This is a genomic window from Caulobacter sp. GW821-FHT10C03 (assembly GCF_059415485.1).
On the sequence record NZ_JBWKNI010000004.1, the window covers coordinates 131,526 to 157,487 of the forward strand.

Annotated in this window: 31 protein-coding genes and 1 riboswitch; of the genes, 16 read left to right on the plus strand and 15 right to left on the minus strand. The window is 68.2% G+C overall.

The features are described 5' to 3' along the window. Positions 1 to 96 precede the first annotated feature (96 nt). The 5 genes from AC07NG_RS06475 (at position 97) to AC07NG_RS06495 (ending at position 2,885) form a co-directional block, all read left to right on the plus strand. Positions 97 to 327, plus strand: a complete 231-nt coding sequence (locus AC07NG_RS06475) for a hypothetical protein (protein ID WP_494592786.1) — start codon at positions 97 to 99, stop codon at positions 325 to 327. 5 nt (positions 328 to 332) lie between these two features. Further along, a complete protein-coding gene (locus AC07NG_RS06480; RefSeq protein ID WP_492855776.1) occupies positions 333 to 641 on the plus strand; it encodes a hypothetical protein in 309 nt (102 codons plus the stop codon). Positions 642 to 723: 82 nt separating this feature from the next. Then, the gene (locus AC07NG_RS06485; protein WP_487292137.1) at positions 724 to 1,149 is read left to right on the plus strand and encodes a DUF350 domain-containing protein; all 426 of its coding nucleotides are present in this window, start codon (positions 724 to 726) and stop codon (positions 1,147 to 1,149) included. A gap of 28 nt (positions 1,150 to 1,177) precedes the next feature. Beyond that, the gene (locus AC07NG_RS06490; RefSeq protein WP_487292138.1) at positions 1,178 to 2,020 is read left to right on the plus strand and encodes a S1 family peptidase; all 843 of its coding nucleotides are present in this window, start codon (positions 1,178 to 1,180) and stop codon (positions 2,018 to 2,020) included. 118 nt (positions 2,021 to 2,138) lie between these two features. Further along, positions 2,139 to 2,885, plus strand: a complete 747-nt coding sequence (locus AC07NG_RS06495; RefSeq protein WP_494592790.1) for an EF-hand domain-containing protein — start codon at positions 2,139 to 2,141, stop codon at positions 2,883 to 2,885. A 124-nt stretch (positions 2,886 to 3,009) separates the two neighbouring features. Here AC07NG_RS06495 and hemF read toward each other — a convergent pair whose 3' ends face one another. The 3 genes from hemF to AC07NG_RS06510 form a co-directional block, all read right to left on the minus strand. Beyond that, positions 3,010 to 3,894 (minus strand): oxygen-dependent coproporphyrinogen oxidase, encoded by an 885-nt coding sequence (gene hemF, locus AC07NG_RS06500; RefSeq protein WP_494592792.1) that lies wholly within the window; start codon positions 3,892 to 3,894, stop codon positions 3,010 to 3,012. Between the two features lie 296 nt (positions 3,895 to 4,190). Next, entirely contained in the window at positions 4,191 to 5,132 is a 942-nt protein-coding gene (locus tag AC07NG_RS06505) for an electron transfer flavoprotein subunit alpha/FixB family protein (protein ID WP_492855779.1), read from the minus strand. Continuing rightward, positions 5,132 to 5,878 carry an electron transfer flavoprotein subunit beta/FixA family protein gene (locus tag AC07NG_RS06510; protein WP_487292142.1) on the minus strand — a complete coding sequence of 249 codons (747 nt, stop codon included), beginning with the start codon at positions 5,876 to 5,878 and terminating at the stop codon, positions 5,132 to 5,134. Before AC07NG_RS06510 ends, AC07NG_RS06505 begins: the two co-directional genes overlap by 1 nt. A 229-nt stretch (positions 5,879 to 6,107) precedes the next feature. On the opposite strand from AC07NG_RS06510, the gene AC07NG_RS06515 reads away from it, so the two are divergent. Beyond that, the gene (locus AC07NG_RS06515; protein ID WP_487292143.1) at positions 6,108 to 6,374 is read left to right on the plus strand and encodes a hypothetical protein; all 267 of its coding nucleotides are present in this window, start codon (positions 6,108 to 6,110) and stop codon (positions 6,372 to 6,374) included. A gap of 25 nt (positions 6,375 to 6,399) precedes the next feature. Here the strand turns inward: AC07NG_RS06515 and AC07NG_RS06520 are convergent, their stop codons facing one another. The 3 genes from AC07NG_RS06520 to AC07NG_RS06530 are packed head-to-tail and all read right to left on the minus strand — an operon-like array spanning position 6,400 to position 7,215. Continuing rightward, positions 6,400 to 6,555: a hypothetical protein gene (locus AC07NG_RS06520; protein WP_492855780.1), complete on the minus strand. Its 156-nt coding sequence runs from the start codon at positions 6,553 to 6,555 to the stop codon at positions 6,400 to 6,402. A 31-nt stretch (positions 6,556 to 6,586) separates the two neighbouring features. After that, on the minus strand, positions 6,587 to 6,946 hold the full coding sequence (locus AC07NG_RS06525; RefSeq protein ID WP_492855781.1) for a DUF6481 family protein: 360 nt from the start codon (positions 6,944 to 6,946) through the stop codon (positions 6,587 to 6,589). Between the two features lie 59 nt (positions 6,947 to 7,005). Further along, the gene (locus AC07NG_RS06530; protein ID WP_110120022.1) at positions 7,006 to 7,215 is read right to left on the minus strand and encodes a cold-shock protein; all 210 of its coding nucleotides are present in this window, start codon (positions 7,213 to 7,215) and stop codon (positions 7,006 to 7,008) included. Between the two features lie 314 nt (positions 7,216 to 7,529). Here AC07NG_RS06530 and AC07NG_RS06535 point away from each other — a divergent pair, with 314 nt between their 5' ends. Together AC07NG_RS06535 and AC07NG_RS06540 are read left to right on the plus strand one after the other, a co-directional pair. Then, positions 7,530 to 7,799: a hypothetical protein gene (locus AC07NG_RS06535; RefSeq protein ID WP_487292145.1), complete on the plus strand. Its 270-nt coding sequence runs from the start codon at positions 7,530 to 7,532 to the stop codon at positions 7,797 to 7,799. A gap of 245 nt (positions 7,800 to 8,044) precedes the next feature. Next, a complete protein-coding gene (locus AC07NG_RS06540; protein WP_494592796.1) occupies positions 8,045 to 9,841 on the plus strand; it encodes a galactose-binding domain-containing protein in 1,797 nt (598 codons plus the stop codon). 181 nt (positions 9,842 to 10,022) lie between these two features. On the opposite strand, the gene AC07NG_RS06545 is transcribed toward AC07NG_RS06540, so the two are convergent. The 4 genes from AC07NG_RS06545 to AC07NG_RS06560 form a co-directional block, all read right to left on the minus strand. After that, positions 10,023 to 11,243: a CCA tRNA nucleotidyltransferase gene (locus AC07NG_RS06545; RefSeq protein ID WP_494593065.1), complete on the minus strand. Its 1,221-nt coding sequence runs from the start codon at positions 11,241 to 11,243 to the stop codon at positions 10,023 to 10,025. 104 nt (positions 11,244 to 11,347) lie between these two features. After that, positions 11,348 to 12,046 (minus strand): CoA pyrophosphatase, encoded by a 699-nt coding sequence (locus tag AC07NG_RS06550; RefSeq protein WP_487292147.1) that lies wholly within the window; start codon positions 12,044 to 12,046, stop codon positions 11,348 to 11,350. Beyond that, the gene (locus AC07NG_RS06555; RefSeq protein ID WP_494593067.1) at positions 12,043 to 12,606 is read right to left on the minus strand and encodes a DUF1285 domain-containing protein; all 564 of its coding nucleotides are present in this window, start codon (positions 12,604 to 12,606) and stop codon (positions 12,043 to 12,045) included. Before AC07NG_RS06555 ends, AC07NG_RS06550 begins: the two co-directional genes overlap by 4 nt. A gap of 46 nt (positions 12,607 to 12,652) precedes the next feature. Then, complete coding sequence (locus AC07NG_RS06560; protein WP_494592798.1) at positions 12,653 to 13,183, minus strand: GNAT family N-acetyltransferase; 531 nt, start codon at positions 13,181 to 13,183, stop codon at positions 12,653 to 12,655. Between the two features lie 261 nt (positions 13,184 to 13,444). On the opposite strand from AC07NG_RS06560, the gene AC07NG_RS06565 reads away from it, so the two are divergent. Then, the gene (locus tag AC07NG_RS06565) at positions 13,445 to 14,716 is read left to right on the plus strand and encodes an MFS transporter (protein WP_494592800.1); all 1,272 of its coding nucleotides are present in this window, start codon (positions 13,445 to 13,447) and stop codon (positions 14,714 to 14,716) included. A gap of 4 nt (positions 14,717 to 14,720) precedes the next feature. On the opposite strand, the gene AC07NG_RS06570 is transcribed toward AC07NG_RS06565, so the two are convergent. Continuing rightward, a complete protein-coding gene (locus tag AC07NG_RS06570) occupies positions 14,721 to 15,200 on the minus strand; it encodes a GNAT family N-acetyltransferase (RefSeq protein WP_494592802.1) in 480 nt (159 codons plus the stop codon). On the opposite strand from AC07NG_RS06570, the gene AC07NG_RS06575 reads away from it, so the two are divergent. Further along, positions 15,199 to 15,525, plus strand: coding sequence for a TfoX/Sxy family protein (locus AC07NG_RS06575; RefSeq protein WP_494592804.1), 327 nt, complete (start codon positions 15,199 to 15,201; stop codon positions 15,523 to 15,525). The genes AC07NG_RS06570 and AC07NG_RS06575 overlap by 2 nt on opposite strands. Before the next feature lie 4 nt (positions 15,526 to 15,529). Here the strand turns inward: AC07NG_RS06575 and AC07NG_RS06580 are convergent, their stop codons facing one another. Further along, positions 15,530 to 16,621: a Fic family protein gene (locus AC07NG_RS06580; RefSeq protein WP_494592806.1), complete on the minus strand. Its 1,092-nt coding sequence runs from the start codon at positions 16,619 to 16,621 to the stop codon at positions 15,530 to 15,532. A gap of 75 nt (positions 16,622 to 16,696) precedes the next feature. Further along, the gene (locus AC07NG_RS06585) at positions 16,697 to 17,554 is read right to left on the minus strand and encodes an SDR family oxidoreductase (RefSeq protein WP_494592807.1); all 858 of its coding nucleotides are present in this window, start codon (positions 17,552 to 17,554) and stop codon (positions 16,697 to 16,699) included. A 124-nt stretch (positions 17,555 to 17,678) separates the two neighbouring features. On the opposite strand from AC07NG_RS06585, the gene AC07NG_RS06590 reads away from it, so the two are divergent. Then, positions 17,679 to 18,734 (plus strand): DUF2855 family protein, encoded by a 1,056-nt coding sequence (locus AC07NG_RS06590; RefSeq protein ID WP_494592809.1) that lies wholly within the window; start codon positions 17,679 to 17,681, stop codon positions 18,732 to 18,734. A gap of 83 nt (positions 18,735 to 18,817) precedes the next feature. On the opposite strand, the gene AC07NG_RS06595 is transcribed toward AC07NG_RS06590, so the two are convergent. Together AC07NG_RS06595 and AC07NG_RS06600 are read right to left on the minus strand one after the other, a co-directional pair. After that, entirely contained in the window at positions 18,818 to 21,289 is a 2,472-nt protein-coding gene (locus AC07NG_RS06595; protein ID WP_494592812.1) for a TonB-dependent receptor, read from the minus strand. Positions 21,290 to 21,408: 119 nt separating this feature from the next. Next, positions 21,409 to 21,993, minus strand: coding sequence for a dihydrofolate reductase family protein (locus tag AC07NG_RS06600; protein WP_494592813.1), 585 nt, complete (start codon positions 21,991 to 21,993; stop codon positions 21,409 to 21,411). Positions 21,994 to 22,178: 185 nt separating this feature from the next. Here AC07NG_RS06600 and AC07NG_RS06605 point away from each other — a divergent pair, with 185 nt between their 5' ends. From AC07NG_RS06605 to gcvH, 5 genes are all read left to right on the plus strand, one after another. After that, the gene (locus AC07NG_RS06605) at positions 22,179 to 23,261 is read left to right on the plus strand and encodes a site-specific DNA-methyltransferase (RefSeq protein ID WP_492855792.1); all 1,083 of its coding nucleotides are present in this window, start codon (positions 22,179 to 22,181) and stop codon (positions 23,259 to 23,261) included. An 11-nt stretch (positions 23,262 to 23,272) separates the two neighbouring features. After that, complete coding sequence (locus tag AC07NG_RS06610; RefSeq protein ID WP_494592815.1) at positions 23,273 to 23,659, plus strand: hypothetical protein; 387 nt, start codon at positions 23,273 to 23,275, stop codon at positions 23,657 to 23,659. Between the two features lie 4 nt (positions 23,660 to 23,663). Beyond that, positions 23,664 to 24,050, plus strand: a complete 387-nt coding sequence (locus tag AC07NG_RS06615) for a hypothetical protein (RefSeq protein ID WP_494592817.1) — start codon at positions 23,664 to 23,666, stop codon at positions 24,048 to 24,050. A 102-nt stretch (positions 24,051 to 24,152) separates the two neighbouring features. Beyond that, positions 24,153 to 24,243: riboswitch (glycine riboswitch) on the plus strand. Positions 24,244 to 24,397: 154 nt separating this feature from the next. After that, positions 24,398 to 25,510, plus strand: a complete 1,113-nt coding sequence (gcvT, locus tag AC07NG_RS06620) for a glycine cleavage system aminomethyltransferase GcvT (protein WP_494592819.1) — start codon at positions 24,398 to 24,400, stop codon at positions 25,508 to 25,510. Between the two features lie 18 nt (positions 25,511 to 25,528). Continuing rightward, positions 25,529 to 25,894, plus strand: a complete 366-nt coding sequence (gcvH, locus tag AC07NG_RS06625; protein WP_487292163.1) for a glycine cleavage system protein GcvH — start codon at positions 25,529 to 25,531, stop codon at positions 25,892 to 25,894. Positions 25,895 to 25,962 lie beyond the last annotated feature (68 nt).

Genomic DNA, 25,962 nt, shown 5'->3' on the forward strand with positions numbered 1-25,962 from the left:
CCGGCCGGCGCGACTCTGCCGCGCGGCCGCCCCTACTGGACGCCGACCCCGGCCCAGGTGGCCAAGCTGGAATCCCAGACCTCGCGCAAGCCGGGCATGGCCCCTACCTGGCGCTACGGCCGCGACTACGCCGGCGTCACGCTGGACGACCGCAAGATGATCGTCGGCCGCTGGGTGCGCGACGACAGCGGCCGCACCATCGGCGTGCGTATCGGCCCGCTGTCGGCCATCCCCGACATCGCCGACGGCGGCTGCTCGGTCGTCTCTGTGATGTACGACGTCAAGACCGAGCGCCTGGTCTCGATGACCTGCAACGGCGAGGGCTAAGCGTCGTGCCGGGGCCTTGGGGCAAGACCCGCCTCGCGTTGTTCGCCCTGGCGATCGCCTGCATGGGCGGCGCGGTGTGGGGCGGCCTGTGGCCGCTGCTGATCATCACCGTCCTGCTCCAAGCCGCCAACGCCCTGCTCTTCAAGTGCCCGCGCTGCGGCCTGGATCTCGGAGCCTGGAGCGCGGGGCCGTTCCATGGCCTCTCGGAAATGCACTTCGGCGCCTTCCCCGCCGACTGCCCGCGCTGCGGCCGCTCGCGGCTCGACGTCCGCCCCGCCCAGAGGCTGCGCGCACCCGAACCCTGGCCGCGCTGACCCGCCTGAGGCGAGCCCTCTACGCAAGACTCGCCGACCCGTGTTAGAGCTTGCCCCTTCAGTCCCCGGGGGTCGCGTAACCATGCCTCAGATCCAGTCGCCCGAGATTCAGGCCTTCGCCAACGGCCTGCTGACGACCCTGACCCATGTGGGCGTGACCATGGTCATGCTCATCGCTGGGGCCGCCATCTACATCCTCCTGACGCCCCATCGCGAGATCAAGCTGATCCGCGAGGGCAACGCCGCCGCCGCCGTGTCGCTGGGCGGGGTGCTGACGGGCCTGGCCATTCCGCTGGCCGCCTCGCTGGCCGCCTCGACCTCGGTGATCGAGATCCTGCTGTGGGGCGTGGCCACCCTGGCGCTGCAGTTGCTCGTCTTCCGCCTGACCGACATGATGCTCAAGGGCCTGCCCGAGCGGATCAACGAGGGCGAGGTGTCGGCCGCGGCCCTGCTGGTCGGCGCCAAGCTCGCCACCGCCATCATCATCGCCGCCGGCGTGGCGGGCTGAGGCGGAGGGACGAACCGGAGCGGGGCGCGTGCATTTCCCCAAGCTTCCAGACTGGCTGGTCTACGGCGCCGTGGTCGCCGCCCTGCTGGTGGTCGCCGTCGGCCGCCAGGAGCGCGCCGACGCGCCTCCGCCGCCGCCGCCGGTGCCCGGCGAGGAAGGCGTGCCCCTGGGCCCCGCCTCGCCCTTCGACCCGTCGATCGTCGTCCAGGTGCCCGACAAGCAGGAGCCGGCCTCGGGCACGGCCTTCTCGGTGGGGACGCAGGGGATCTGGCTGACCGCCCGCCACGTGGTCGACGGCTGCAAGTCGGCCGCCATCCTGGTCGCCGACGGACGCGGCGTGGCCGCCAAGGTCATCATCGATCCACGCTTCGACGCCGCCATCCTGACCACCGAGGGCGGCGCCCCGGCCATGCCGATGAACACCGGCGATCCGCGCAAGGGCATGCGGGCCTTCCACCCCGGCTTCCCACAGGGCCACGCCGGCGAGGTCGCCTCGCGCCTGATCGGCCGCGAGAACCTGGTGATCCACGGCCGCGGCGCCCGCACCGAACCGGTGCTGGTCTGGGCCGAGGTCGGCCGCACCGACAATCTGAAGGGCACCCTGGCCGGCCTTTCCGGCGCCCCGGCCCTCGACAGCGCAGGCAGAGTGATCGGCGTGACGGTGGCCGAGTCCCCGCGTCGCGGCCGCATCTACACCACCGCCCCTGAAAGCCTGCGCGCCCTGATCGCCCGCTCGCCCCGCCGCGGCGGCGACACCGGCGTTCCCGAGTTCGCCCCGGGCGAGTCCATCACCACCGACAACTACGGCCGCATCGCCGACGGCCTGCGGCGCGACCTGCGGGTGGCCCAGGTGGTCTGCCTGGCGGTCTGAGCCGGCGCGAGGCCCTCTGTACGTACAAGATTGACCTGGCGTCCTGACGGCTCGGCTGTTCCGGTCGACGGTGATCGGCGCTTGCTTGCGAGCCCGGACAGCCGGAAGCTAGGCCCAGATGAGACGCGAACCCAAGAAATCCGAGACGCTGCAGGTCCGCCTGCCCCACGGCATGAAGCGCGACTTCATGCAGCGGTGCGAACAGGAGAACCGCCCGGCGAGCGACGTGCTTCGCGACTTCATCGACGCCTATCTGGCCCGTCCGGTGGAAATCCTCACATCGGAGAAAGCCGTGATGATCCGCAGGACCTTCGTCTATCCCGCCCTCGCCCTCGCCGCCCTGGTCGGCGGCGTCGTGGTGCTGGCCCCCGCCACCAGCCAAGCCACCAGCCTCCGCGCCGACTTCGCCGCCCTCGACGAAGACGACGACGGCCTGCTGAGCCTCGCCGAATTCAAGCGCCCCGACGACGGAGTGACCTATTCGGTCGTCCCGCCGGACGATGCCAGGCCGAGGAAGACAGGCTTCACCCTCGGCTCGCCCGGCCTGGCCGCCACCTTCGACCGCCTGGACATCGATCGCGACAAGCGACTGAGCTTCGAGGAATATCGGGTGATGCGCGTGGGCGCGGCCATGGCGGTGTTCAAGTTGGGCGATACTGACCGCGACCAGCGGCTGACGCGAGACGAATACGTCGCCGGCGCCACCTTTCCGCCCGACGCGGTGGCTCAACTGAAGGCCAAGGCGCCCGATCCCTTGATCGAGCTGGCCGTCAGGAAGATGCGCAAGGAGGCCATCGCCCGCTTCCAGCGCCTCGACGTGGACGAGGACGGCCTGCTGACCCTCGACGAGATCACACCGGGCTAGGAAGGCTCTTCTTCAGGGCGGCGGTGCCTTGAGCGCGTTGGACCAGAGTTTAGACGGCTTCGCCGTCCGACGCGCTCAAACCCATATGAATTGTAGCCGCCCGACACCGCCTCAGAATCGCCCCTTACGGCCACTTCACCTCGGGCGGCATGGAGCTGAGGATCGACTCGACGTTGCCGCCGGTCTTCAGGCCGAACATCGTGCCGCGGTCGTAGAGCAGGTTGAACTCCACGTAGCGGCCGCGCTGGATCAGCTGCTGCTCGCGCTCTTCCGGCGTCCAGGCCTCGCCCATCCGACGACGGACCAGGGTCGGGTAGATTTCCAGGAACGCCCGGCCGACGTCCTGGGTGAAGGCGAAGTCGCGCTCCCAGTCGCCGCTGTCGTGGTGGTCGTAGAAGATGCCGCCGATGCCGCGCGGCTCGTTGCGGTGGGGCAGGAAGAAGTACTCGTCGCACCAGGCCTTGTACTTGGCGTGCCAGTCTGGATCGTACTTGTCGCAGGCACGCTGGTAGGCGGCGTGGAAGTCGATGGCGTCCGGAAAGTCCTGCTGGCGCTGGTAGCCGAGCAGCGGCGTCAGGTCGCCGCCGCCGCCGAACCAGCCCTTGGTGGTGGCGATGAAGCGGGTGTTCATGTGCACGGCCGGCACGCGCGGATTGGTCATGTGCGCGATCAGGCTGATGCCGGTGGCGAAGAACCGTGGATCCTCGGCCGCGCCCGGCATGGTCTTGGCCATTTCCGGCGGGAAGGTCCCGAACACCGTCGAGACGTGCACCCCGACCTTCTCGAACAGGCGCCCGTGCATCATGCCCATCACCCCGCCGCCGCCGGCCGCGCGATCCCAGGGCTTCAGCTCGAAGCGGCCCGGCTTGTCGCCATAGAGCGCGGCGGGGGCCTCGTCCTCCAGGGTCTCGAAGGCGGCGCAGATCTGGTCGCGCAGGCTCTCGAACCAGGCCTTGGCGCGGGCCTTCTGAGCGTCGAGATCGGAAAGGGTGTCGGCTTGTTGCGTCATGGGATCGGCTTAAGCCCAAGCCCGATCCCGCGCAAATCCGGGAGGCCGCATAAGGGGTTTTGCGGAGGATCCAGATCAAAAAAGGGACCCAACTCCTCCCCCGTAAAACGGGGGAGGAGGCGCGGCGCCATCGGCGACGTGACGGAGGGGGCGACGGCCGGCACGGCGCCCAGTCTCGCCCCCTCCACCCCTTCGGGGTCCCCCTCCCCCGTTTGCACGGAGGAGGAGAAAGCGCCCCAAAAAGCAAAAGGCCCGGGATCGCTCCCGGGCCTTCCGTTCTCGACAGGCGAGAAGCCTTACTTGCCGGCGGCGGTGAGCGCGCTCAGCAGTTCAGGCACGGCGGTCTTGTAGTCGGCGACCAGGCCGTAGTCGGCGACCTGGAAGATCGGCGCGTCGGCGTCCTTGTTGATCGCGACGATCACCTTGGAGTCCTTCATGCCGGCCAGATGCTGGATGGCGCCCGAGATGCCCACGGCGATGTAGAGCTGCGGGGCGACGACCTTGCCGGTCTGGCCGACCTGGTAGTCGTTCGGGGCGTAGCCGGCGTCGACCGCGGCGCGCGAAGCGCCGACAGCGGCGCCCAGCTTGTCGGCCAGGGGCTCGATGACCGCCTGGAATTCTTCGGCCGAGCCCATGGCGCGGCCGCCCGAGACGACGATCTTGGCCGCGGCCAGTTCCGGACGGTCCGACTTGACCATCTCTTCGCTGACGAAGCGGGTCTTGGCCGCATCGGCGCCCGAGACAGCTTCCACCGAGGCCGAGCCGCCCTCGCCGGCCGCCGGGAAGGCGGTCGGACGGACGGTGATCACCTTCTTGGCGTCGGACGACTGGACGGTCTCCAGCGCGTTGCCGGCGTAGATCGGGCGCACGAAGGTGTCGGCCGACACCACTTCGACGATGTCGCTGATCGGCGCGACGTCGAGCTTGGCGGCGATGCGCGGGGCGAAGTTCTTGCCGCCGGCGGTGGCCGGAACGAGGATCGCATCGTAGTTGCCCGCGATGGCCAGGGCGGCGTCGGCCTGGGCTTCGGCGATCCCGTGACCCAGAGCGTCGCTCTCGGCGGTCAGCACCTTGCGGACGCCGGCGATCTTGGCGGCTTCGGCGGCGACAGCCGAAACGCCCGAGCCCAGCACCAGCACGTCCACGTCGCCCGACAGCTTCAGGGCGGCGGTGACGGTCTTGTGGGTGCCGTCGCGCAGGTGCGCGTTGTCGTTATCGGCGATGACGAGAACGGCCATTACAGCACCCCCGCGGTCGTGAGCTTGGAAACGAGGTCGGCGGCGGACTCGACCTTGACGCCCGCCGAACGCTTGGCGGGCTCGGTGACCTTGACGACGGTCAGGCGCGGAGCGACGTCGACGCCGTAGTCGGCGACGGTCTTCTGCGCGATTTCCTTCTTCTTGGCCTTCATGATGTTGGGCAGAGACGCATAGCGCGGCTCGTTCAGGCGCAGGTCGGCGGTGACCACGGCCGGCAGGTCGACGTCGAGCGTCTGCAGGCCGCCGTCGACTTCGCGGGTGACCTTGGCGGCCGAACCCGAGATCTCGATCGCCGAGGCGTAGGTCGCCTGCGGCCAGTCGAGCAGGGCCGACAGCATCTGGCCCACGGCGTTGTTGTCGCCGTCGATGGCCTGCTTGCCCATCAGGACGAGGCCCGGCTGCTCTTCGGCCACGACGGCCTTCAGCAGCTTGGCCACGGCCAGCGGCTCGAGGTCGGCGTCGCTGGTGATCAGGATGCCGCGGTCGCCGCCCATGGCCAGCGCCGTGCGGATGGTTTCCTGGGCTTGAGCCGGGCCGATCGAGACGATGACGACCTCGGTCGCCGCGCCCTTTTCCTTGAGGCGCACCGCCTCTTCGACCGCGATCTCGCAGAACGGGTTCATCGACATCTTGACGTTCGCCAGGTCGACGCCCGTCTGGTCGGCTTTCACCCGAGCCTTCACGTTGTAATCGATAACCCGTTTGACCGGGACCAGAACCTTCATCGGTCTACGCCGCCTCCTGGCTGCTCTTTCGAGGTTTCCCCTGCTTGGACAATCGACTTAGCGCGTCCGCACAGGTTTGCAAGTTTCCCCTAACGTAAGCGTAATGCTCTTTTTCAGGGATCATTCAAACAAATGTACGACACCTTCCGCGCGCCGTCAGCGCCGTCCGGCGCTCCGCCTCGCGAAATGGGGCTAGCCACATAGCGCGGCCGGTGCTTAAGACGCCGCCATGAACCGCACGATCAACCGCCTGAAGATCATCTTCATCGGCATCTTCCTCGCCAGCATCGTTGGCGTGTTCGGCTATCATTACCTGTGGGTGTGGCCGAAGGCGAAGTGCGAGGCGCGAGGCGGCGCCTGGGCCGGCAAATGGCTCAAGTGCGGCACGATCTATCCGATCGAGCAGTTGACCGGCCGGCCGGCGAACCTGCCGCCGATCAACACCGACACCTCCAAGATGGAAGGCCCGTCGGTCCGGAACCCGGAAAAGAAGTAAGGCCCCTCGGCTCAGGGCCGGCGGATCAGGCCGAGGGCTCGCCCTCGCCCTCGCCTTCGCCCGACTCGGCGCGCTTGGCCGCGCGTTCGGCGGCTTTCTCGGCGGCTTTTTCCGCGGCCTTGGCCGCCTTCAGGCGCTCGCGTTCCTGGCGTTCGAAATTGTAGTTCGGCTTGCGGGCCATGGCGGCTCCCTTTGTAAGAAAGTCCGCGCAGTCAGGCGCGGGCCTTACGCGCGGCGTAACGTGCGTCGCGCTTGGCCTTAGCTTCAGCGTTGGTGAGCGCCTTACGTTCCTTACGCGCTCCACGCTTGGCGGCAAGCGCTTCTTCGGCCAAAGCCGCCTGAGCCTGGTCTTGGGCCGCCTGTTGCTCGACGGCTTCCGCCTTGATGAGCGCCCGCGCGGCGGACCGCTCCTTGCGAACCGCGGTCAGTTCGGCCGCGCGCAGGGCGGCGCGGTCTTCGAATTGGGGATCGGTGACAGCCGCCTTGGGCTTGAACTTGGCCAGCAGGGCCGCCTTGGCCTGCGCCGCGGTCTTGAGGCGATCGGCATGGCCGACGTTTTGGAATGAACTCATGAGATCCCTTCACGAAAACGCCCGCGGGAGGATCCCGCGGGCGAATTGAGACGTCGAGATCAGGCGGCCTGGAGTTGGCCGGCCGACATCTTGCCGCTGCGCTGGTCGCGCTCGAGTTCGAAGGCGACCTTCTGGCCTTCGTTCAGCGAGCCGAGGGTCGAGCGCTCGACGGCCGAGATGTGGACGAACACGTCCGCGCCGCCGTCGTCGGGCTGGATGAAGCCGAAGCCCTTGGTGGAGTTGAACCACTTCACGGTGCCGGTAGCCATGGGAGAGTATCCTTAAGACAGGTGTAGCCGCACGGCCGTAATGGTCCGCGCGATCAAATTTTCGGAGAGGTTTTGGGTAGACTCGGGCGCTCGATCCGAAGAACAAGCGTGGAGAGCGGCCGAACCATTTCGATATTCGATCGCCAAATCATGCGCGCCTGTGGATTATTTCACAAGCGATTTCGAATCTTTTTCATTTCCACAAGCGGCGCCAGGCCGCTTTCATTTTTGGAAAATCTCGTCACGACCTGCTCGACCGACGCCTTATTTCGATCGTCCCGGATCGAACGGCCAAGCTCGGCGTTATCATCGCCATGCGTAAAGTTCCCCCCACTCCCCGTACGGGCGCCGGCGCCCTGACCATTTCCCGCCAGCGGCAGGACATCGACTTCTCGCTGCTGATCACCGGCGGCTCGGCCGCGCGGCGTGCCGGCAAGGGCAGCCTGACCGGCGAGCCGGCCGCGATGCGCGAGGCCTTCCGCGCTGGCGGCGGCCGCCTGACCCTGGACGACGGCGTCGAGCACGACATCGCCATCGTCGCCCACACCGAGGGCGAAGGCACGGTCTACTTCGAACTCCGCTAGACGCGAAAATCGCTTCGCCTCGGTCGGCCAGGCTGGCCGAGGCGTCCGACTCTGTCGCAACATGAGAACAAAATAGGAACTGTCGAAAACGGGGGCCGGATCCAAGGATCACGCCGCCGCGGTCGACGCAGCCGCCCGCCGGGAATTTTCCACCGGCGTGGCTTCAACCCAAACCTATTGAACCAAAAGGTATTTCAGACATGCATAGCTTCCAGCCTCTACGCGGCCGGGCGTCCAAACGCGCGATGGCCGTAGCGGCCGCCTTGTGCCTGGCGTCACTGACCCCGGCCGCGGCATTGGCCGCCAACGGCCCCGGCGCCACCGTCGGCGCCATCCGCTGGGACGCCTGGGTGGGCGACACCAGCACCAACGGCGTCATCGCCGGCTCGCACATCGGTCTCGAGGTCGAGGGCGCCCTCGGCCCCAACCAGTTCCACGATCGGATCCCGTTCTACGGGGTCGAGACCTCGACCAGCAGCGTCCAGGTGCGCCAGCTGACGCAAGGCCAGATGGACGCCGACATCGCCTACGCCAAGCGGGCGGGCATCAACTACTGGGCCTTCTGCTACTACGCCGACGGCAGCGGCATGGACATCGCCCGCAACCTCTACCAGGCCAGCACCCAGCGCGAGGGCCTGAACTTCACCCTGGTGCTCGGCCCGGGCTCGATCCCGACGCCGACCCTGGTGACCGAGATGGCCAAGCCGCACTTCCAGAAGGTGCTGAACGGCCGGCCGCTGCTCTATCTGTTCGGCTTCTCGGCTGACAGCTATGCGGCCAGCTACGTGACCGAGGTGCGCGCGGCGGCGGCCACGGCGGGCCTGCCCAACCCGTACATCGTGGTGATGAACCCCACCTCGTCCACCGCCGCGAGCATCGCCTCGACGGTCGGGGCCGACGCGGTCAGCGCCTATGCCGACAGCCCGATCAACGGCGCGGCCTATTCGCAGGTGATCAGCCAGAACAGCGCCAACTGGAACAACCACAAGGCCACCGGCCACAAGGTGGTGCCCTGGGTCACCGCCGGCTGGGACAACCGCCCCCGAGCGCTCTATCCGCAGAGCTTCGTCAGCCCCACCCCGCCGACCAACGCCTGGGCCCAGCAGGCCACGGCGGCCGAGGTGGCGACCAACCTGCAGAACGCCCTGACCTGGAACCAGAACTTCGCCGCGACCGCCGACGCCAACACGGTGATCATGTACGCCTGGAACGAGTTCGACGAGGGCGGCTGGCTGACCCCGACGCTGTCCAAGGGGACCGACCGCATCGACGCCCTGTCGAACGCGCTGAAATACGCCAGCTCGTCCAACTGGGACGCCGGCCAGACGGCGCGGGGAGCCTTCGACGGCGACCCGTCCACCAACTGGCAGGCCGCCTCGGGCTTCGCCAATCAATGGGTGGAGATCGACTTCGGCAAGGACTCCACCTTCAGCCAGGCGACGATCAGCGAGTATGGCGCCCGCACCACCGGCTACCGGATCGAGTACCTGAACGGCTCGACCTGGAAGACGGCCTATACCGGGACCGGCATCGGCGCCTCCAGCACCGTGACCTTCCCGGCGGTGACCGGCCGCAAGGCCAGGCTCTACTTCACCTCGGGGATCGACACGCCGATCATCTACGAGGCCAGCCTGAACGCCACGCCGAACGTCTCGGCCAACCTCGCGCTGAACCGCTCCTACACGGCTTCGTCGCAGTGGGACGCCACCCAGGGCGCGGCCAAGGCCTTCGACAACGATCCGAACACCAACTGGCAGGGCAGCGGCGCCAACATCGCCGGGACCTGGCTGGAGGTCGACTTCGGCGTCCGCAAGCCGTTCAACACCGCCACGATGTCGGAGTTCGGCGATCGTACGGGCGGCTACCGGATCGAGTACTGGGCCGGCCCCACGGTCGGCTGGACCACGGCCTACACCGGCACGACCATCGGCGCCTCCAAGACGGTGACCTTCCCGACGGTCAACGCCAGCAAGGCCCGCATCTACTGGACCTCGGGGACCTACACCCCGATCATCTACGAGGCCTCGTTCGGCCTGAACTGAGGTGACACGGCGCCTTCTCCTTCAAGGGAGAGGGCGCCGGCTTGCTGGCCCCTCCCCCCATGGGGGAGGCGGCCGCAGGCCGGTGGGGGACCGTTTTCAGCTTTCGAAGCGTCGGCCGATCTCGCACGGCCTCCCCCCACCGATCGCTACGCGATCACCTCCCCCATAGGGGGAGGTTTCGTTAAACCGCCATGCCCTGGACGACCGCCTTCAGGCGCTCGATCACCGACAGCTTGTCCTCGATGAAGTCCTGGTCGATCCACCAGATCTCGACCTCGCGCATCACCTCGCCGACGAGCGGCCCCTTGCCGACGCCGGCGCGCATCACTTCCTCGCCGGTCAGCGGGAAGGACGGCTGATCCCAGGTCTCGGCCAGGGCCAGCAGGGCGCGCCACTGAGGGGTGGTGGCCAGGCGGGTCGAAGCGGCCCAGGCCAGCTTCACCCGGTCGGTGAAGGTGCGCAGGCCCAGCGCATAGACGGCCCGGCGGGCCTCGCGCGGGCTCATCCACGAGACGATGCGCGGCGAGGTTCCCACCGCCTCGGCCAGCCGCTCCTTCAGGGCGTTGGACAGGCGCAGGCGCTCGGCCAGTTCGCGGGCCAGGGCCACGTCGTCGGGGATCAGGGCGGCCAGGCGCAACTCGACGTCGTTCTCGAACAGCTGCTCGGTCTCGATGGCGACCAGGCCGTCCAGGCGCGCCAGCGATTTGACGAACGGCAGGATCGCCGCCAGCACGCCGGTCGCCGCCATCAGCCGCAGGGCCGGACGCGGATCATCGGCCGCCAGCAGCTTGAGGATTTCCTTCTGGGTGCGCTCGGCGGCGCGGCCCGAGACCAGGCCCTTCAGCGCCTTGCAGGCGGCCAGGGCCTTCTGGTCGGGCTCGCCCTTGCCGTACCAGGCCTGGAAGCGGAAGAAGCGCAGGATGCGCAGATAGTCCTCGCGGATGCGGGTCATCGGCTCGCCGACGAACACCACCTTGCCGTCCTTGGCGTCCTGCACCCCGTGTCCGGTCGGGTCGTAGAGCCGTCCCTCGCCATCGACATAGAGGGCGTTGAAGCGGAAGTCGCGGCGCTGGGCGTCTTCTTCCCAGGCATGGGTGAAGGCCACCACCGCCCGGCGACCGTCGGTCGAGACGTCACGGCGCAGGGTGGTGATCTCGAACGGGATCTTCTTGGCCACCGCCGTCACCGTGCCGTGGTCGACGCCGGTGGGGATGGCCTTCAGGCCCGCCTCGCCCAGGGCCTCGATCACCTGGTCGGGCGTCAGGGTGGTGGCGATGTCGATGTCGTCGACCGGCTTGCCCATCAGGGTGTTGCGCACGCAGCCGCCCACGAAGCGGGCGCAACCCGGCCGGCCCTTGGCCTCGAGCGCGGCGATCACCGCCTTGGTCTCGGGCCATTCCATCCACGGCGCCTTGCCGATGGTCTGGGTCTGCACGCGAAGTCCCCCTTTACGCAACGGCAGGCCGTCTCCCGTTGGCGCGGGTGGGACGTCCTGCTTTCAAACGACTATTTCAGGGAATGGCTCGACCCGCCAAGAGGGGAAACACCATCGTCCCCAACTGTCGGGACATCCGGATGCAACCGTTCGTACAGCGCCCGCAACATCCCGGCCGTCGCGCCCCAGATGAACCGCTCGTTCCACGGCATGGCGTAGAAGTAGCGCGGCCCCGTGGGCGTGTCGCGATGCTGGCGCTGGTGGTTGGCCGGGTTCATCAGGAAGTCGAACGGCGTCTCGAAGACGTCGGCCACCTCGTCGGGATTGGCGATCAGCGTGCAGTCCGGATCGACGAAGCCGACCACCGGCGTCACGTAGAAGCCCGTCACCGTGGCGTAGCCGTTCAGCAGGCCGGCCACCTCGACGAAGCGCGGGTCCAGCCCCACCTCCTCGTTGGCCTCGCGCAGGGCCGTGCCCCAGGGGGTCTCGCCCGGATCGCAGCGCCCGCCGGGAAAGGCGACCTGGCCGGTGTGGCTGCGCAGCGCGTCCGAGCGGCGGGTGAGGATGACGTTCAGCGTGTCGCCGCGCTCGACCAGGCCGATCAGCACCGCCGCAGGCCGCAGGGCGTGCGGATTGTCCATCTTCAGGCCCGGATTGAGGTCGTAGTCCGAACGCCAGACGTTCTCCACGGTGGGATCATAGGCCTCGATCGGGTCCAGGCGCTCGCGGATCCAGGCCCGCCGCGCCGCCACGTCCGTCCGCGGGATCATGCAGCGGGTCCGATCGGGAACCAGGCGCCGTTCGACGAAACGCCCAGGCGCGGGCCGTCCGGCGTGTCGCCCTCGGCCGCCATCTCGACCAGCTCGTAGAACACCGGGCGGGCGATCAGCGCCTCCAGCCCCCGGCGCACGTGCAGATAGGGTCGAGGCTCGCCGGTGGCGGGATCCTCCTCGACGCGGATGGCGTTTTCCGGCCCCGCCTCGACCTCGTCGCCGACATTGGTCAGGAAGCGCAGGGCCTCGCCTGCCCGATCGACGCGCACGGCGATGAACGGCGCGTCCTCGACCACGATCTTCATCTTCTCGACCGGGGTGACCAGGTGGAAGCCGTCAGGGTCGCGCCGCAGGATGGTCGAGAACAGGCGCACCAGGGCCTCGCGGCCGATCGGCGTGCCCTCGTGGAACCAGACCCCGTCCTTGCGGATGCGGATGTCGATGTCGCCGCAGTGGGCGGGGTTCCACAGATGCACCGGCGGCAGGCCGCGCTCCCCCGCGGCCTTGGCGGCGTCGGCGACGCCTTGAAGTCCGGTGCGGGCTGTGTCGGAGGGCATGGCCCTCAGGTAGGCCATGCGCGCTCCCGGCTCAAGCGATGCTGGCCTAAGCGAGCGCGACGCGGCCTTCGAAACCTTCGTCGCCGCCGGGAACCAGGGCCTTCAGCAGCACCCGGCGCTGGTCGGCCGGACCCGGCATCACGACCTTGGCGGCCGGCGCGGCCGAAAAGCCGATGCGGGCGAAATAGGGCGCGTCGCCGACCAGCAGCACGGCCTTCCAGCCGGCCTTGGCGGCGGCGGCGCAGGCGGTCTCGACCAGGGCCTGGCCCAGGCCGGCGCTGCGCTGGGTCGCGTCGACCGCCAGCGGGCCGAGGAACGCGACCGGCTTGCCGCCGATAGTCACCGGCCACAGGCGCACGCTGCCGATCACCGCGTCGCCGCGCAGGGCCACGAACGAGCAGTCGTCCAGCTTGCGATTGCCCTCGCGCAGCCGCTCGGACGACTTGGCGAACCGGCCCGGCCCGAAGGCGCGATCGACCAGCGCCTCGACGGCGGCGGCGTGGCGCGGAGCCTCGACCTCGATGGCGGGAGCATCTTGAGGAATAGCGGCGACGAAAGAAGCAGAAGAAGCGGTCATGGGGCGACGAAAGATCCGGGTACGTACTGGGGCTTTATCCCCGGTGCGTGACGCGGCCGCGACGGCCGCCTTTCCGGGGCGTTCAGGCGCGGACCGAAGTCGGCGCGGCGCAGGTTCGTCGCAGGCGTCGCATGAGCGGCGCTCCCGGTGGCAGAGGCGGGCGGCATAGGGCCGTATGACCCCGACGTCAACGAAATCGACGGCCTTATGAGACAAACGCGATTGCGACGCTTCGCCTCAAGGGGCAGGGTCCGCGCCGAAATGTCAGACCCCTCCTCGCCGGCCGACGCCGAAATCGCCCCCGACACCTCGACCCGCGCCCTGCTGCGCGAGCGGGACTATCTCTGCTTCTGGGGGGCGCGCTTCGTCGGCACGCTGGGGGTGCAGATCCAGGCCGTGGCCCTGGGCTGGCAGGTCTACGCCATCGCCCGCCAGACCATGTCGGTCGGCGAGTCGGCCTTCATGGTCAGCATGATCGGCCTGGCGCAGTTCGTGCCGCTGTTCCTGCTGACCCTGCTGGCCGGCGAGACGGCCGACCGCCGCACCCGCAAGCACATCGCGATGATCACCCTGGGGATCGACATCGTCAGCGTGCTGATCCTGTTCTTCCTGGCGATCAAAGGCGTCCACGCCCTGTGGCCGATCTTCGTCGTCGCCGTGTTCTTCGGGGCCAGCCGCGCCTTCATGGCCCCGGCCACCGGCGCCATGGGGCCGATGCTGGTGCCCCGGCCGCTGCTGCCCCGGGCGATCGCCTGGAACGCCCTGGCCTGGCAGGCCGGCTCGATCGTCGGCCCCGCGCTGGGCGGCCTCTTGCTGGTGCATTCGGCGGGCCTGGCCTTCGGCGGCGCGGCGGTTCTGTATGTCGTCGGCCTGCTGCTGCTGTCGGCCATCCGCCGGCCGACCAAGCCCGAGGCCCAGCCCGGCTCACGCCTGGAGCTTATCAAGGAAGGGCTGGCCTATGTCTGGAACAACAAGATCGTCTTCGGCTCGATCTCGCTGGACCTGTTCGCGGTGATCCTGGGCGGAGCCACGGCCCTGCTGCCGGTCTTCGCCCGCGACGTGCTGCACATCGGCCCCGGCGGCTTTGGCCTGCTGCGCGCCTCGCCGGCCATCGGCGCGACCCTGGTCGGCCTCTATCTCGCCAGCCAGCCGATCCGCCGCCACGCCGGCCGGATCATGTTCGCCGGCGTGTTCGTGTTCGGCGCGGCCACCGTGGTCTTCGGCCTGTCCAAGCTGGTCTGGCTGTCGGTGGCGTCGCTGGCGGTGCTGGGCGGGGCCGACATGCTGTCGGTCTATGTCCGCCAGACCCTGGTGCAGATCGTCACCCCCGACGCCATGCGCGGCCGCGTCTCGGCCGTCTCGGGCGTGTTCATCAGCGCTTCCAACGAACTGGGCGAGGTCGAGAGCGGCGCGGTCGCCTGGCTGCTCGGCCCCGTCGGCGCGGCGGTGTTCGGCGGCCTGGGCGCCATGGTCGTCACCGGAACCTGGGCCTGGCTGTTCCCGGCGCTGCGCAAGGCCGACCGGCTGGAGTAGCGCCTCAGCTCGCCGCCAGCCGCTCCAGCGCTTCGCCCGTCATCCGCCGCACGATCCACTCGTCCATCGCCGCCGCCCCGAGGCTGTCATAGAAGGCGATCGACGGGGCGTTCCAGTCGAGCACGGCCCATTCCAGCCGCCCCAGGTTCTCGGCCACGCAGCGGCGGGCCAGGTTGGCCAGCAGCGCCTTGCCCGCGCCCGAACCGCGCGCGGCCGGCCGCACGAACAGGTCCTCCAGATAGATCCCGTGCCGGCCGACGAAGGTCGAGAAGTTGTAGAACCACAAAGCAAAACCCACCGGCTCGCCGTCGATCTCCGCGATGTCGCAGAAGGCCTTGGGATGCTCGCCAAACAGCGCCGCCTCGATGTGGGCTTGCGTGGCCTCCACCGCGTGCAGCAGCTTCTCGTACTCCGCCAGGTCGCGGACGAACGACAGGATCAGGGCGGCGTCTTCTGGCGCGGCGGGACGGATGGTGACGGGCATGGCGGTTTCGAATGACTTCCTGGAGTTCGTGCTGGAGCAACTGGCCCCGCTGGGAGCGCTGAAGCCCAAGCGGATGTTCGGCGGAGTCGGCCTCTACGCGAACGGCCTGTTCTTCGCGATCCTCGACGACGACACCCTCTACCTCAAGGGCGACGAGGCCCTCAAACCCCAGTTCGAAGCCGCAGGCGGCCACGCCTTCGATCCCTTCGGCGAAGGCAAGCCCATGGCCTACTGGAGCGCCCCGGCCGAGGCGATGGACGATCAGGATTTGCTGGTGGAATGGGCGCGGAAGGCGCTGGAGGTGGCGGCGCGGAAGAAGCGGTGAGGCGTCAGCCGCCGGACACCCGCAGCAGCAAATCCACCAGCGGCCGGTTGACATAATAGTTGCTGCGTCCCTGGCTGTGCTTCTCGATCAGCCCTCCGGCCGCCAGTTCGTCCAGATACTTGGCCGCCGTCTGGCGCACGACGCCCAGCTCGTTCTGCACGAACTCGATCCGCGTGTAGGGGTGGCGGAACAGGTTGTTGAGCAGGTCCTGCGAGTAGATCTTGGGATGCCCTGTTCGCAGGCGCGCCTTGTATTCGGTCATCAACGCAGCGACGCCCTGCACCAGCGCCAACGTCTGGATCGAGGTCTCGGCGACCGCACGCAGCATGTAGAGCAGCCAGGGCTCCCAGGCGCCGTCGTCCCGCACCTGCTGCAGCAGGCGATAATACTCGGCCTTGTTGGTGATCACATAGCGGCTGAGATAGAGGATCGGGATCTCCAGCAACCCGACCTTGGTCAGGTACAGCACGTTGAGAATGCGGCCCAGACGACCGTTGCCGTCCGGGAACGGGTGGATGCTTTCGAACTGGTGGTGGATCAGCGCCATCTTGATGAGAGGGTCCAGATCGCTGACCGCATCGTCGTTCACGAAACGCTCCAGCGCCGTCATGTGGGCGATGATGGCGTCCCGATCCTGCGGCGGCACGTAGACGATCTGGCCGGTGACATCGTTGTAGAGCGCCGTCCCTGGCGTGGCGCGAAAGTCGCCGCCGGTGCGCTTGAGCACCTGGAACATCTCGACGAGCATGTTGTTGGTCAGCAGCCCGTCACTCTCGCGCAAGCGGTCAAAGCCGCGCTTTAGAGCATCCCTGTAGAGCGCGACCTCCTTGGCGGGACCGCCCTGCCCCGCTTCGAGCAGAAGGGTGGCCTGGAACATCTCGTCCTGGGTGGTGACGATATTCTCGATTTCCGAACTGGCGCGCGCTTCCTGAAGCGACAAGGTGTCGATCAGGATGCCCTGGTTGGGAATCGTGCCGGCGCGCCCCTTGAGCTCGGCCAGATAGCGGTGCGCTCGCGCCGCCTCGCGCAGCACCGCCGTCGTCTCCAATTCCACTGCCGGCGGCAGCGGCGGAATGACATAGGTCGGCTTTAACACGTCGCACCCATCATGTTAAAGAAATCTCATTTCGATAACACGTTGAGCGCGACATGTAAAAGAAAGCCGCGCTTTCTAACCGATCACCACCCCCGGCGGCGGGACGCTGTCCTCCGGCACGAAGAAGTCCGGCATCAGGCTGGCCGTGGGATCGACGCGGTACTGGTCGAAGTCGCGTACGCCCTCGCCGTAGAGGAACGTGTCGTCGATCAGGAACTGACCGGTGAGCTCGCGCGAGGGCTTCTCGAAGATCGCGTGGGCGGCGTCGGCCATGATTTCGGGGGTCCGGCAGTGGCGCAGGCCTTCCTCGCCGGTCAGGGCGAACTGAATGGCGGCGGTGGCGATGCCGGTGCGCGGCCACAGGGCGTTGAAGGCGATCCCGTCGCTCTTGAACTCCTGCGCCATGCCCAGCACGCACATCGACATGCCGAACTTGGCCATGGTGTAGGCCACGTGGCCGCCGAACCACCGCGGGCTCATGTCGAGCGGCGGCGACAGCATCAGCACATGCGGATTGGCCGACTTCTTCAGGTGCTGGATGCAGGCCTTCGACGTCAGGAAGGTGCCGCGCGTATTGACCTGGTGCATCAGGTCGTAGCGCTTCATGTCGGTCGACAGCGTGCCGGTCAGCGAGATGGCCGAGGCGTTATTGACGAGAATGTCGATGCCGCCGAACCGCTCGACGGCCTGATCGACCGCCGACTGCACGCTGGCCTCGTCGCGCACGTCGACCACCAGCGGCAGGGCCGTTCCGCCGGCCGCGGCGATCTCGTCGGCGGCGGTGTAGATGGTGCCGGGCAGCTTGGGATGCGGGTCGGCGGTCTTGGCGGCGACGACGATATTGGCCCCGTCGCGCGCGGCCCGCAGCGCGATGGCCAGGCCGATGCCGCGGCTGGCGCCGGTGATGAACAGGGTCTTGCCCGCAAGGCTCATGGTCGTTTCTCCCTTTTGCCGGCGACCATGCGCCGTTGACGCGGGGGGCGGCAAGAATTCAAACAATCGTTTGACTTGTGTTCGAGCCTGCCGCCTACTCCCGGCGACGAACGGGAGGCTCGCCATGGCCTGGGATTTTCTGGTCGCCAAGTCCGACCTGCGCCGCACGGAATTTCGCGAGACCGAGCCGCCGCCGCTCGAGGACGGCCAGGCAAGGCTGGCGATCGAGACCTTCGCCCTGACCGCCAACAACATCACCTACGCCGTGTTCGGCGAGGCCATGCGCTACTGGGACTTCTTCCCCGCGCCGGAAGGCTTCGGTCGGGTGCCGGTCTGGGGCCACGCCCGGGTCGAGGCCTCGGCCCATTCCGACATCGCCGTCGGCCAGCGGTTCTACGGCTACTGGCCGATGTCGACGCACCTGACGGTGCAGGCCAAGCCCGGCCGCACCGGCTTCGCCGACGTCTCGCCCCACCGCGCCCAGCTGGCGGCGGTCTACAACCAGTATCAGGCGGTCGGCGCAGACGACGGACTGGAGGCGCACAAGGCGCTGCTGCAGCCCCTCTTCATCACCTCGTTCCTGATCGAGGACTTTCTGGACGAGAGCGCCCTGTTCGGGGCTAGGTCGGTCATCCTCTCCAGCGCCTCGGCCAAGACGGCGATCGGCCTGGCCCACCTGCTCAAGCGCCGGGGCGCCGCCAGGGTCGTGGGCCTGACCTCGCCGCGCAACGTCGCCTTCGTCGAAGCCTTAGGCGTCTACGACCAAGTCGTGACCTATGCCGACCTGCCGGCGGCGCCGATCGAGCGTCCGGCGGTGTTCGTCGACTTCGCCGGCGACGCGGCCGTGCTGCGCAGCGTGCACGAGACCTTCGGCGAGGATCTCGCCTTCTCCCTGCTGGTCGGCGGCACGCACTGGGAGACGGAGCGCGGCGGCGGATCCCTGCCCGGCCCCAAGCCTGTGTTCTTCTTCGCCCCCGACCGCATCGCCAAGCGCCGCCAGGACTGGGCGCCCGGCGAGTTCGAAACCCGCTACGGCGCCGCCTGGGTTCCCTTCGTCGCCGACGCGCCCCGCTGGCTGACGGTCGAGCGCGGCGAGGGTCGAGAGGCGATCCAGCAAGCCTTCCTGGCCCAGGTCGACGGCGGAACCTCGCCCAGCGTCGGGGTGGTGCTGGCGCCCTGAGGCCCAGCAAGCCAAGGCCGCAAAGAAAAAGGCCCGGCGGTGTTCCCGCCGGGCCTCTCTGATCGCAGCCGTTCGCCGGAAGTCTAGAAGTCCGCCGACAGGGTCACGAAGCCCATGCGCGGGGCCTGGGCGTAGGCGGTGTAGCCGCCCGAGTTGCTGGTCACGTTGGCCGTCGAGACGCCCTTCTTGTCGAAGAGGTTGGTGATGTTGGCCGAGACGCGCAGGCCCTTCACCAGGCCGTCGGCCGGCATGTCGAAGGTGTAGCCGGCCTGCAGATCGACCAGCATCATCGACTTGACCGACAGGTCGTTGAGGTAGGTCACGTTGCGCTTGCCGACATAGTCGCCGCTGATCTGGGCGTCGAACTTGCCTTGGTTGAAGCGCAGCACGGTCTTGTTCATCCACTTGGGCGTCAGCGGCACGGTCTTGCCGCCGGTCGCCACGGTGACGGGGGTGCTCACGCCGCCCACGACGGTGGTTCCGCTCTGATAGTCGGAGTCGTACTTGGCCTCGTTGTAGGACAGGGCGTTGTAGAGCTGGACGTGCGTGCCGAACTTCAGCGTGCCGGCCACGTCGACGCCCTTGGAGGTGACGCCGCCGACATTGGCCAGGATGGCCGGACCGGGGTTGATGAAGCTGTAGGGCGCGATGTTCAGCAGGCGGTTGCTGAACTTGACGTCATAGGCGTTGATCTGGCCCTCGACGCCGGTGATCGGGCCCCAGGCCACGTCGTGGCGGCTGCGCAGGCCAATCTCGTAGGTCCAGGAGGTCTCGGGCTTCACCGTCTGCTTGAACAGGTCGAAGGCCGCCTGGGTGCCCAGGCTCCACGGCGAGAAGCCGTAGAAGTTGCTGCCCGCGCCGTACGGAATGAACTGGCGCATGTTCTGCTGGACGTTGACGAACACCTGCTCGCTGTCGGTGGCCTCCCACAGCAGGCCGGCCTGCGGCAGGAACCACTTGTTCGACTTGATGCTGCCGGTCGGATAGTGGACCGGCACCGCCACGGTCGGCAGGTTCTGCTGGTTGATCGGGAACTTGCCAGTGGCGTCCTGCAGGCTCGACTTGAAACCCGCCTGCAGCAGCAGCTTGGGCGTCACGCGCCACTGGTCCTGCAGGTGCAGCTGGATGTCGTTGACGTAGAACTCGGCGGCGTACTGGGTCAGCACCTTCTTGCCGCGCGGCACGTCGTAGGGCGACAGGTTGTTGTTGGCGGCGCTCATCGGATACCAGGCGCGCTGCTGGGCCGATTCATTGTGCTCGAACCAGACGCCGCCCTTGATCTGGTGATCGCCCAGGGTCCACTCGGCCGTCGAGGTCAGGCCCGAACGGTTGATGCGGTACTCGGTGGTGCGCACCGCGTTCCCCGAACCGCCGAACAGGTTGACGATGTTGGTCAGGGTCGCGGCGCTGGTGTTCGAGCCGACCACGAGGCTCGGATAGTAGGTGGCGAACAGCGCCGGCAGGCCGGCGGTGTTGATCGGGCCGGCCACGATGCCGCGGCCGAAGTTGTAGTGATGATAGGCCTGGTTGGTCCAGGTGAAGTCCTCGACCGGCTTCCAAGCGTACTTGACGTAGGTCAGGATGTCCTCGCGCTGGGCGGCGCTGAAGCAGTTGGAGAAGTTGTTGCCCTGGGCCGTCGGGGGGGTGCCGGGGCCGCCCGTCAGGTTGCTCGAGCAGGCCGCCAGGTTGGGATAGAGGAACGGGCGGGTATAGGGCGTGTAGCTGGCCGCGGCCGTGGTCTGCTGGTTGCCAAAGGCCGTGGCGTCCTCGTTGGGCTCAACCTTCATCTGCCAGTCGGCGTAGAAGGTCAGCACGCCCTTCTCGGCCTCGCGATCGACCTTCAGGTTCACCTGGTGGCCGCGCTGGTGGCCGTCGAAGTCCCAGGCCTTGGCGTCGTGGCGCAGGTACGACAGGTAGCCCTTGAAGCCGCCGGCGATCTCGCCGGTGTCGAGGCGCAGGAAGGTGCGGCTGGTCTCGTTGCTGCCGACGGTCTGGCGCACGGTGAAGCCGCGCTCGGCCGACGGGTCGCGGCTGAAGGTCTCGATGGCGCCGCCCAGATTGCTGGTCGAGGCCACGCCCAGCGAGCCGGCGCCCGACGACAGGGTCACGCGGGAAACGTTCTCGCTGGTGATGGCGCGCGACACCGACAGGCCGTTGTAGTTGCCGTACTGCTGGTCGCCCAGCGGCACGCCGTCGAGGGTGAAGCCCAGCTGCTGGGTCGAGAAGCCGTGGACGAACAGCGACAGGTTCTGCTCGTTGTTGCCCCACGGATCGGCGGTCCGATAGACGACGCCGGGCAGAAACTGGATGGCCTTCAGCGGGCTGGCGCCGGGGAGGACGCGCTGGATCTGCTGGGCCTGCATGGCCACGGCCGAGCGGGTCTCGCTCTGGCTGGTGACGATGACCTGCTCGACGGCGGTCGAGTCAGGATTGGCGGCGTCGGCGGTCGCCGGAACCGCGGCGGCGTCGGCCGCCTGGGCGCTCGTCGCCAGCAGGGCCACGAGGGCCGCGCCGCAGAACATCAGGGCCGAGCGGCCCTTCGTGTTGAAAGTCATATCCATCCCCTTGTGCGCCAGGCGGCGCGCTGGGGTGGCGGATATGGCGGTCGCAAGACGCCGTTACGTCGATCGCGCGAAGGTTAGATGACGCCCGACAGGCGAGGTTCGCGCCCCTTCTAAACCTCCGCTACGCCCTGGGACCCGGCCGCCCGCCCCCTGCCCCGTCCCGGCCGGACCGGCGGCAGTTCGTAGTCCAGCCGCACCACGCCCATGGCCAGGGCGGCCGTCCCCCGCAGCACCAGCCCCCGCGGCGCGCCGGTGCGTTCGGGAAAGAGGCGCAGGCCCTCGCCCAGCAGCACCGGCGCGATCAGCAGCGACAGACGGTCCAGCGCGCCTTCCTCGGCGAAGGCGGCCAGCAGGCCCGCGCCACCCACCACCCAGGCGTCGCCGTCGTCGAGGTCGCGCAGGCGCTCGATGAGTTCCGACACCCCCTCGCGCCAGAACTTCACCCCGCGCTGCACCGGATCGCCCCGTCGCGAGGTGACGACGAAGCCGCGCTTGCCGGCATAGGGCCAGCCCGTACCCAGGCTCGGGATCAGGTCGTAGGTGCGCCGGCCCATCACCACCGTGCCGACGTCGTCGATGAAGGCGCCATAGCCGGGATCGACCTTGCGGAACGGCGCCAGCCACTGCACCCCGCCGTCCGCGTCGGCCACGCAACCGTCGAGGCTGGCGGCGATGAAACCGCGGATCAGCGCCATGCCCCTTCCCCCTCGCCCCGCCTCTTCGCGTCTCGGTCGAGTCCACAATACGGAACATTACAGGAACATCAAGCGTCGTTAACCGATTTCGGATTCGCGATTAACCGTCGGCTAACCATGACCGTTCATTCCCGGGTAACCACGGGACTCCATGATTCCCTTGGGTGTTTTTCAGGGAAGCGGACATGTCCTTCGGGCCGGAAACCATCATCCAGGGCGACTGCATCGAGGCGATGAACGCCCTGCCCGAGAAGTCGGTCGACCTGATCTTCGCCGATCCGCCCTACAACCTGCAGCTCGGCGGCGACCTGCTGCGTCCGGACAACTCCAAGGTCGACGCGGTCGACGACCACTGGGACCAGTTCGAGAGCTTCGCCGCCTACGACAAGTTCACCCGCGAGTGGCTGAAGGCCGCCCGCCGCGTCCTCAAGGACGACGGCGCGATCTGGGTGATCGGCAGCTACCACAACATCTTCCGCGTTGGCGTGGCCGTGCAGGACCTGGGCTTCTGGATCCTCAACGACGTCATCTGGCGCAAGACCAACCCGATGCCCAACTTCAAGGGCACCCGCTTCGCCAACGCCCACGAGACCCTGATCTGGGCCTCCAAGAGCCAGAACGCCAAGCGCTACACCTTCAACTACGACGCCCTGAAGATGGCCAATGACGAGGTGCAGATGCGCTCGGACTGGACCATCCCGCTGTGCACCGGCGAAGAGCGCATCAAGGGCGCCGACGGGAACAAGGCCCACCCGACCCAGAAGCCGGAAGCCCTGCTCTACCGGGTGATCCTGTCGACGACCAAGCCGGGCGACGTGATCCTGGATCCGTTCTTCGGCGTCGGCACCACCGGCGCGGCCGCCAAGCGCCTGGGCCGCAAGTTCATCGGCATCGAGCGCGAGGCCGAATATGTCGGCCACGCCAAGGAGCGGATCGCCAAGGTCATCCCGATCGCGCCGCAGGACCTGGACGTCATGGGCAGCAAGCGGTCTGAGCCGCGCGTGCCGTTCGGCACCATCGTCGAGGCCGGCCTGCTGCACCCGGGCGACACCCTCTATTGCTCGAAGGGCAATCACGTCGCCAAGGTCCGCCCGGACGGCTCGATCGCGGTCGGCGACCTGTCGGGCTCGATCCACAAGATCGGCGCCATGGTGCAGTCGGCCCCGGCCTGCAACGGCTGGACCTACTGGCACTTCAAGACCGACGCGGGCCTGGCCCCCATCGACGTCCTGCGCGCCCAGGTGCGCGCCAGCATGCCCCATGCCTGACCGGCGCTAGCGTGAAAGAAGGCCCTATCGGCGTTCGCCGCTACTGGACGATCGGCTGCCTGGCCATCGTGCTGACGGTGCTGTGCGGTCCGGCGGTTCCGGACAAGGCCGGCCCGGTCAGCCTGGTCGGCCCGCTGATCGAGATCGTCGGCTGCGCCATCCTGGTGCTGATCGCCCGCCGCCGGCTGGACGCGAAGGCCAACCTGGCGTTCATCGGTCCCGTGGTCGGCGCGGCGATCCTGTGGGCTGTCTATCTCTGGGTAAACCAAGGAGGCTTCGGCCCGAAACCCGGACCCACCGCCTGGCTCGGCGTCACCCTGCTGGGCGTGGCCATGGGCGCGGTTCTGCAGTTCCTGATCGTCGGCTTCATCGGCCAGGGCGGCCGCACCAAGGCTTGAGCCCGTGGACGAAGCGCTGCCCGATATTCCCTTTCCGCCTTCGCTGATGGAGATCGAAGTGATCTCCGATCGCGGCCTGCGGCTGGTCGTCGAGGCCGCGGAGGGCGAGACCTTCGAACTCAGTTGGGAGGTCACGGTTGGCGTTCTGGTGCGGGGCGACCCTTTTCCCACCGGCGGCCCCAGCACCCAGACCCTGATCGAGGGACCGCCCGACAGCCCGTTCCTGACCTTCATTCGCGCCGGCAGCCATGCCGATCCCTATTACGTCGCCGCCATGCAGGGCTTTCCGCCCGATCCACCGAACGTGCTGCGGCACTGGGCGCTTTGCACCCACGAGGCGTTGATCGAGGTGGCCTCTCTCTATCCGCCGACGGTGAAGCGGCTGGCCTGAAGCCAAGCCGCGACGCGCCTTGAATCCCGGCGTCGCCAGATCCCCGCCCGCCCAGATCTCGGCCGCGCTTGACTCCCTCCCCCGCCTCGCTCATTGACCGCCTTGACCCTCGCGGGAGACGTCGGGATTCGCTCCCGAGGCCGAAGGCGCAACCGCCCCGGAAACGCTCAGGCAAAAGGACCGCGCGGGTTTAGGAACGCTGGAAAGTGGCAGCTTGCGAGAGCTGCCCGCCGAAGGAGCAAGGGCCTGGCTCAGGTCCGGAATCTCTCAGGTCAAAGGGACAGCGGGGGCGCTATCGCCAGGCGAAAGCCGGGCTTGCAGCGCCGTCCCCGTTTGGAGCCCTCCGCGTGTCCACCGAAGACCTCAAGAAGACCCCGCTCTACGACGCTCACGTCGCCGCCGGCGCGCGCATGGTTCCGTTCGCGGGCTACCACATGCCGGTGCAGTACAAGGACGGCGTGCTCAAGGAGCACCTGTGGACCCGCGAGCACGCGGGCCTGTTCGACGTCTCGCACATGGGCCAGGCCCGGCTGCGCGGTGAAAACCCGGCCAAGAGTTTCGAGAAGGTGGTCTCGGCCGACTACCAGGGCCTGAAGGCCGGCAAGCAGCGCTACGGCGTGCTGCTGAACGCCGACGGCGGGATCATTGATGATCTGATGACCGCCCGTCCCGACGACGACGGCCTGTTCGTCGTGGTCAACGGCGCCTGCAAGGACAACGACTACGCGATCATCGCCCGCGAGCTGGCCGGCGAAGCCACCGTCACCCGCCTGGAAGACCGCGCGCTGCTGGCCCTGCAGGGCCCCGAGGCCACCGCCGTGCTGGCCGCCCACGTGCCGGAAGCCGCGCAAATGGTGTTCATGGACGCCCGGGCCCTGACGGCGTTCGGCGTCGACGCCATCATCTCCCGCTCGGGCTACACCGGCGAGGACGGCTACGAGATCTCGGTTCCGGCCGACGCCGCCGAGCGCATTTGGAACACCCTGCTGGCCGACGAGCGCGTCAAGCCAATCGGCCTGGGCGCCCGCGACAGCCTGCGCCTCGAAGCGGGCCTGCCGCTCTACGGCCACGACCTGGACGAGACCGTCTCGCCGATCGAGGCCGGCCTGAACTTCGCCGTCGGCAAGAGCCGCCGCGAGGCCGGCGACTTCCTGGGCGCAACGCGCATCGCCAAGGAACTGGCCGGCGAGCTGTCGCGCGTCCGCGTGAACCTGAAGGTGCTGGAGGGCGCCCCGGCCCGCGAAGGCGCCGAGATCGCCGACGCCGACGGCGCCGTGATCGGCAAGGTCACCAGCGGCGGCTTCGGCCCCAGCTTCGGCGGCGCCATCGCCATCGGTTTCGTGCCCCCGGCCTACGCCGTGCTCGGGTCGCAGTTGAAAGTCATCGTCCGGGGCAAGCCGGCGGCCGCCGAGGTCGTCGCCTCCCCGTTCGTTCCCACCCGTTACGTCCGCAAACTCTAATCCACCAAGGGCCAGACCATGCGCTTCACCAAGGACCATGAATGGGTCGCCGTCGAAGGCGACATCGCCACCGTCGGCATCACCGCCTACGCCGCCGAGCAGCTGGGCGACGTGGTGTTCGTCGAAGTTCCGGAAGTCGGCAAGACCGTGGCCCAGGGCGAAGGCCTGGCCGTCGTCGAAAGCGTCAAGGCCGCCTCCGACGTCTACGCCCCGGTGTCGGGCGAGGTCGTGGAAGCCAACGCCGAGCTGGGCGATGCGCCGGAAACCGTCAACGCCGTGCCGGAAAGCGGCGGCTGGTTCGCCAAGCTGAAGCTCTCCAACCCGGCCGAGGTCGACGCCCTGATGGATCGCGACGCCTACGAGGCGTTCCTGGCGACGCTCTAAGGCAGAACCCTTCCCCCTTGATGGGGGAAGGGCAGGGTTGGGGGTGACCCCGCCGCCGTAACCACCCC